This is a genomic window from uncultured Caldilinea sp., from assembly GCF_937128415.1.
In the GTDB taxonomy this organism is placed as follows: domain Bacteria; phylum Chloroflexota; class Anaerolineae; order Caldilineales; family Caldilineaceae; genus Caldilinea.
In genome coordinates, this window is sequence record NZ_CAKZMJ010000060.1 from 1 (window position 1) to 5722 (window position 5722).

Genomic DNA, 5722 nt, shown 5'->3' on the forward strand with positions numbered 1-5722 from the left:
CTGGGCGAGGACATCGCCCGACGCGCGGCGCAACATCACGCCGCCGGCCTGGTCATCTGTGGTCGCAATGAACAGAGGGGCGCGCGCGTCGCCGCCGAGATCACAGAGGCGGGCTGCCCAACCTTATTCGTTCCGGCCGATCTTGCCTCCATCGACGATTGCCGCGCTGTGATCCGCGCGGCGGACGAACGTTTTGGCCGCGTCGATGGGCTGGTCAATTGCGCGGCGTCGACGGAGCGCGGCTCGGTCGATGACGCCACGCCGGAGCTGTGGGATCGCATCATGGCGATCAACCTGCGTGCGCCTTTCTTTCTGATGCAGGAGGCGGCCCGCATCATGCGCCGCGAGGGCCGCGGGGGCAGCATCGTCAACATCGGCAGCATCAACGCGCACGGCGGCCTGCCCAACCTCACCGTCTACAGCACCTCCAAGGGAGGACTGATGACGTTGACCAAGAACGCCGCCGTCGTCCTGGGCGCCGATCGCATCCGCGTCAACTGCATCAACGTGGGCTGGATGTTCACCCCCAACGAGGACATCGTGCAGCGCGCCGAAGGCCGCGGGGACAACTGGCTGGAAGTCGCCGATGCGCAGATGCCGTTCGGCCGCATCCTGCGCCCGCCCGACGTCTCCGGGCTGGTGATGTGGCTCCTTTCCGAGGAGGGAGCGATGATGAGCGGCGCAGTGATCGATTTTGACCATCAGCGGATCATCGGCGCATATCGATAATCCTGTTGAGAGGATTCATCGCAGAGGGGAGCGCCAGGCAGCGTTCTGCGCACTTTGCGGTGAAACGAGTTTTTGCCATTGACGCAAATTGAAAAGAGGAGCAGTCGTGTTCATGTCATCGCCGCCAATCATCGCCTTCGACCTGGAGGGCGTCTTTTTGCCGGAAATCTGGATTGCAGTGGCCGAGCGCACCGGCCTGCCGGCGCTGCGCCGCACCACGCGCGACGAGCCGGACTATGACCGCCTGATGCGCGAGCGCATGGAGATTCTCGAACGCCACGGCTTGACGCTGGCCGACATCCAACAGGTGATCGCCGGCATGGAGCCGTTGCCGGGCGCCGTAGAGTTTCTCCACTGGGTGCGACAGCGCGCCCAAATGGTCATCCTCACCGACAGCTTCTATGAATTCGTGGCGCCCTTCCTACCCAAACTCGGCTGGCCGACGGTCTTTGCACACACGCTGGAGGTCGACGCTCGCGGCATGTTGACCGGCTACCGACTGCGCATCCCCGACGGCAAGCGCAAGGCGGTCGAGGCGCTGCGCGACCTGGGCTTTCGCACCGCCGCTGTGGGCGACTCCTACAACGATACCACGATGCTCGCCGCCGCAGACCAGGGCATTCTCTTCCGCCCGCCGCAGAACGTTGTTCAGGATTTCCCCCACTTCCCTGTAGCTCGCACCTACGATGAGCTGCGCAGGGAGCTGGAACGTTTCCTTTGCGAAATTGCGGAGATCGCTTAAGATATTACTTTGTTCTTTACATGCGCGGAGTTGCACCTACAGAAGTTGAAGGCTGCATTGCGTACGATGAAAAATGGCGTGTTTGAGGACGTGCAGCTTCTCCCCCTCTCCCAGCATTGGGAGAGGGGCAGGGGGTGAGGGCCTCCTCCTGGGTCTGCCGGGGCTCTGCGGCTACGAGCCGCAGCTACGGTGAAATCCGGGTGTCTCCTCCCCCTCTCCCAGCATTGGGAGAGGGGGTCGGGGGGTGAGGGCCTCCTCCTGGGTCTGCCGGGGCTCTGCGGCTACGAGCCGCAGCTACGGTGAATCCGGGTGTCTTTCTCCCCCTCTCCCAGCATTGGGAGAGGGGGCCAGGGGGTGAGGGCCTCCTCCTGGGTCTGCCGGGGCTCTGCGGCTACGAGCCGCAGCTACGGTGAATCCGGGTGTCTTTCTCCCCCTCTCCTAGCATTGGGAGAGGGGCAGGGGGTGAGGGCCTCCTCCTGGGTCTGCCGGGGCTCTGCGGCTACGAGCCGCAACTACGGTGAATCCGGGTGTTTTTCTCCCCCTCTCCCAGCATTGGGAGAGGGGGTCAGGGGGTGAGGGCCTCCGCACCTACACAGAATCGTTGCAATCTAAAGGAGGAATTCGATGTTAAGCCAATCCATTCAAACGTTGCTCAATCAACAGCTTGTGAAAGAGTTGTACGCTTCCAATCTCTATCTGGCGATGTCGGCCCATTTCGCCGAGGCCAACCTGCTCGGCATGGCGCACTGGATGCGCGTGCAGAGCGAAGAGGAGCGCGGCCACGCCCTGCGCATCCTGGATTTCATCGTCGACCGCAACGGCCACGTGGAGATCGGCGCCGTCGACCAACCGCCCTCCGAATTCGGCGCGCCGGTTGAAATCTTCAAGCAGGCGCTGGAGCACGAACGCAAGGTGACCGCCTCGATCAACAACATCTACGCTCAGGCCGTTCGCGAAAATGACTACGCGACGCAGGTCTTCCTGCAATGGTTCGTCAACGAGCAGGTTGAGGAGGAGGCCAGCGCCACCGAAATGGTCGACCGCTTGACGATGGCGGGCAATGACGCCGCCGCAATCCTGATGCTCGACGCCGAGATGAAAGGCCGCAGCGAGGAGGAGGACGAGGACGAATAGCGCCATGAGCAGCAACCTGACGCCCTCCGCCAACGGCGAATACGCCAGCCGTCGCGAAGCGCTGTGGGCCAACGTTGTCAGTCCGGCCGGCTACGTGCTGGCGGTCTCCTATCCGATTCTGGCGATCTCGACCGGCGCGCGCGCCATTTATCAGCTCTTCTTTCGCGCCGACATCGACTATTACTTGCCGGTCTATCTCAGCGCCTTTGCTGCGCTCTGCTACCTGACGGCGACGCTCGGCTTCGCCTACCGACGGCGCTGGACATGGTGGCTTTCGGTGCTGGCGCTCGGCGTCGAGAGCTTCATGACCCTGGTGGTGGGAACCTGGAGCTTCATCGACCCTGACTTCATCGGGCGCACCGTATGGCGCCATTTCGGAGAGGATTACGGCTACTTTCCACTCTTTCAACCCTTGATTGGCCTGGTCTGGCTCTTCTGGCCGCTGACCATGGAGGCCTATGGCATTCGTAGAAAGCGCAGCTCATGATTCGACGCACCGCTCCGCCCAACCTGATGGTCGTCTTCGGCGCCTCGGGCGACCTTGCCAAGCGCAAATTGCTGCCCGCCCTCTTCCACTTGCACCAGCAGCAGCTGCTGCATGAGGGCTTCGTCGTGCTGGGCTACGCGCGCACGCGCATGACGGACGAGGAGTTTCGTCAGCAGATCCGCGAGGCGCTGCTCGAGCATCTGGCGGAAGAACAAAGCGCTCCTTTCGATGAAGGGCTTTGGGGAAATTTCTCGAAACGGCTCTTCTATCAAACTGGAGGCTACGACGATCGCAGCTCCTTTGAGGCGCTGGCCCAGCGCATCGCCGAGCTAGACGCCAAATTTCCGACCAAAGGCAACCACATCTTCTACCTGGCCACCCCGCCCAACGTCTTCGAGTCGATCACAACGCTGCTGGCCGAAGTTGGACTGGCCAACTCGCCCTGCGGCGGCTGGACGCGGCTGATCGTCGAAAAGCCCTTCGGCCACGATCTGGAGAGCGCACAGAAGCTCAACGACCATCTGCTCAAGCTCTTCCGCGAGGAGCAGGTCTACCGCATCGACCATTACCTGGGCAAAGAGACGGTGCAGAACATCCTGGTCTTCCGTTTCGGCAACGGCATCTTCGAGCCGATCTGGAATCGAAATTATGTCGACCATGTTCAGATTACGGTGGCCGAGAGCCTGGGCGTCGGTTCGCGTGGAGGCTATTATGACAAATCCGGCGCCATCCGTGACATGGTGCAGAATCACATGATGCAGCTCGTGGCGCTGACGGCCATGGAGCCGCCCGTCGCCTACGACGCCGAGTCGGTGCGCAATCAGAAGGTCAACGTGCTGCGCTCGATCCGCCCCATCGACCCGCTGGAGGTGAACAAATGGGTCGTGCGCGCCCAGTACTCCAGGGGCATGGTCGGCGGACGCGAGATTCCCGGCTACCTGGAGACGGAGGGCATCCCGCCCGACTCGACGACCGAGACCTACGTGGCGTGGAAGCTCGAAATTGACAACTGGCGCTGGAACGGCGTTCCCTTCTACATTCGCACCGGCAAGGCGCTGCCGGTCAAGGTGACCGACATCAACATCATGTTCCGCCGGCCGCCGCTGATGTACTTCAACAGCCGCGAGACGCGCAGCCAGCGCGTGCACAACAGCCTGACGCTGCGCATCCAGCCCGACGAAAGCATCATCCTGCGCTTCGACGCCAAGCGCCCTGGCCCGCAGCTCGACGTCGAACAGGTGAGCATGGACTTCAGCTACAGCCGCGCCTTCGGCGACGCCAGCATCTCCGACGCTTACGAGCGCCTGCTGCTCGACGCCATGCTGGGCGACAGCACGCTCTTCATCCGCCGCGACGAGACCGAGCTGGCCTGGGACCGCGTGACCAACGTGCTCGATGGGTGGGCGATCCAGGAGGAGCTTCTCCGTCGACGCGGCAAGAAGCTGACGCTGCCGCAATATCCCGCCGGCGCCTGGGGGCCGCTGGAAGCCGACGACCTGTTGGCGCGCGACGGCCATCAGTGGCTCGAGTCGATGCTGAACGAGGGGCGGTGATTCATGGAGTCGAAGGTGCTGGTGGAGGTGGCGCCAAGCGCCGAAGCGCTGGCGCACATCGCCTGCGAGCTGATCGCCGCAGCTGCAACCGCCTCGATCGGCCGGCGGCAGTTTTTCCGCGTTGCGCTGGCCGGCGGCTCCACCCCGCGCGCCGTCTATCGTCTGCTCGCCGAAGACCCCTACATGGACTTTCAGCGCTGGCAGATCTTCTGGAGCGATGAGCGCTGCGTGCCGCCGACCTCGCCGGAGAGCAACTATCGCATGGTGAAGGAGGAGCTGCTCGACCGCCTGGCCGAGCCGCCGGCGTTGGTCTTTCGCATGGCCGGCGAAGGCGATCCGGACGCGGCGGCGCTGGCCTATGAGCGCGCCGTGCGCGAGCTGGTGCCGCCCAACCCGGCTGCAGGCACAGGCGACGCGCCCCGCTTCGACCTCATCTTGCTTGGCATGGGCGTCGATGGCCACACCGCCAGCCTTTTCCCCGGGACGCCGGCGCTGCACGAACGCGTGCGGTTGGTCGTGGCCAACCCGGCGCCCACCGGTCAGATGCGGCTGACCTTCACCTACCCGTTGATCAACGCAGCGCGGCGGGTCTTGATCCTGGTCAGCGGCGCAGAGAAAGCGGCGACGTTGCGAGCCGTGCTCACCGGACCGCACGAGCCAATGCGCTATCCCGTGCAGGGCGTGCGCCTGGTGCGGGGCAATTTGACGTGGCTGGTGGACAAGGCTGCGTATGGGGAGCTTGGCGCCGCTTCGTAGGCGCGGCTTGGGAATGGAGCCTTTCCAGCGCAACGAGAAGCGTTGGAGGCGGCCGCCAGCTGCGCGTCGCCTTCAGAGCCTGTTTACGCGCCAGATCGTCCAGCGTTGTGAGCAGCTTGACCTCACGGCCGAGGGTCAAGACGGCTGCTGTGGCGTTCACCCGATCCGCCGCGCCAGATATGCCTGCGTCAGCTCCGCCTGCGGCGCGCCGAAGAACTCCGCCGCCGGCGCTTGCTCGATCAGTTCGCCCATCCACATGAAGACCACGTAGTCCGCCAGGCGTCGCGCCTGGTCGATGTCGTGGGTGACCATGAGGATGGT

At 63.8% G+C, this 5722-nt stretch carries 6 protein-coding genes; all 6 read left to right on the top strand.

Features of this window, described 5'->3' with window-relative positions; genetic code table 11:
- Nucleotides 1–729: SDR family oxidoreductase (locus Q0367_RS09380; RefSeq protein ID WP_298981815.1), on the top strand; the 729-nt coding region annotated here is incomplete at its 5' end.
- 112 nt (nucleotides 730–841) lie between these two features.
- Nucleotides 842–1471 (top strand): bifunctional phosphoserine phosphatase/homoserine phosphotransferase ThrH, encoded by a 630-nt coding sequence (gene thrH / locus Q0367_RS09385; RefSeq protein WP_298981817.1) that lies wholly within the window; start codon nucleotides 842–844, stop codon nucleotides 1469–1471.
- 624 nt (nucleotides 1472–2095) lie between these two features.
- Complete coding sequence (locus Q0367_RS09390; protein ID WP_297641119.1) at nucleotides 2096–2605, top strand: ferritin; 510 nt, start codon at nucleotides 2096–2098, stop codon at nucleotides 2603–2605.
- Nucleotides 2606–2609: 4 nt separating this feature from the next.
- Nucleotides 2610–3092, top strand: coding sequence for a hypothetical protein (locus tag Q0367_RS09395; RefSeq protein WP_297641117.1), 483 nt, complete (start codon nucleotides 2610–2612; stop codon nucleotides 3090–3092).
- On the top strand, nucleotides 3089–4645 hold the full coding sequence (gene zwf / locus Q0367_RS09400) for a glucose-6-phosphate dehydrogenase (RefSeq protein WP_298981820.1): 1557 nt from the start codon (nucleotides 3089–3091) through the stop codon (nucleotides 4643–4645). Before Q0367_RS09395 ends, zwf begins: the two co-directional genes overlap by 4 nt.
- Before the next feature lie 3 nt (nucleotides 4646–4648).
- Nucleotides 4649–5401 (top strand): 6-phosphogluconolactonase, encoded by a 753-nt coding sequence (pgl, locus tag Q0367_RS09405; protein ID WP_297641113.1) that lies wholly within the window; start codon nucleotides 4649–4651, stop codon nucleotides 5399–5401.
- Nucleotides 5402–5722: the final 321 nt, after the last annotated feature.

What these genes read in the sequence shown, in the direction of transcription:
- thrH (WP_298981817.1), top strand. Translation starts at nt 842, where the DNA reads ATGTCATCGCCGCCAATCATCGCCTTCGACCTGGAGGGCGTCTTTTTG.
- Q0367_RS09390 (WP_297641119.1), top strand. Translation starts at nt 2,096, where the DNA reads ATGTTAAGCCAATCCATTCAAACGTTGCTCAATCAACAGCTTGTGAAA.
- Q0367_RS09395 (WP_297641117.1), top strand. Translation starts at nt 2,610, where the DNA reads ATGAGCAGCAACCTGACGCCCTCCGCCAACGGCGAATACGCCAGCCGT.
- zwf (WP_298981820.1), top strand. Translation starts at nt 3,089, where the DNA reads ATGATTCGACGCACCGCTCCGCCCAACCTGATGGTCGTCTTCGGCGCC.
- pgl (WP_297641113.1), top strand. Translation starts at nt 4,649, where the DNA reads ATGGAGTCGAAGGTGCTGGTGGAGGTGGCGCCAAGCGCCGAAGCGCTG.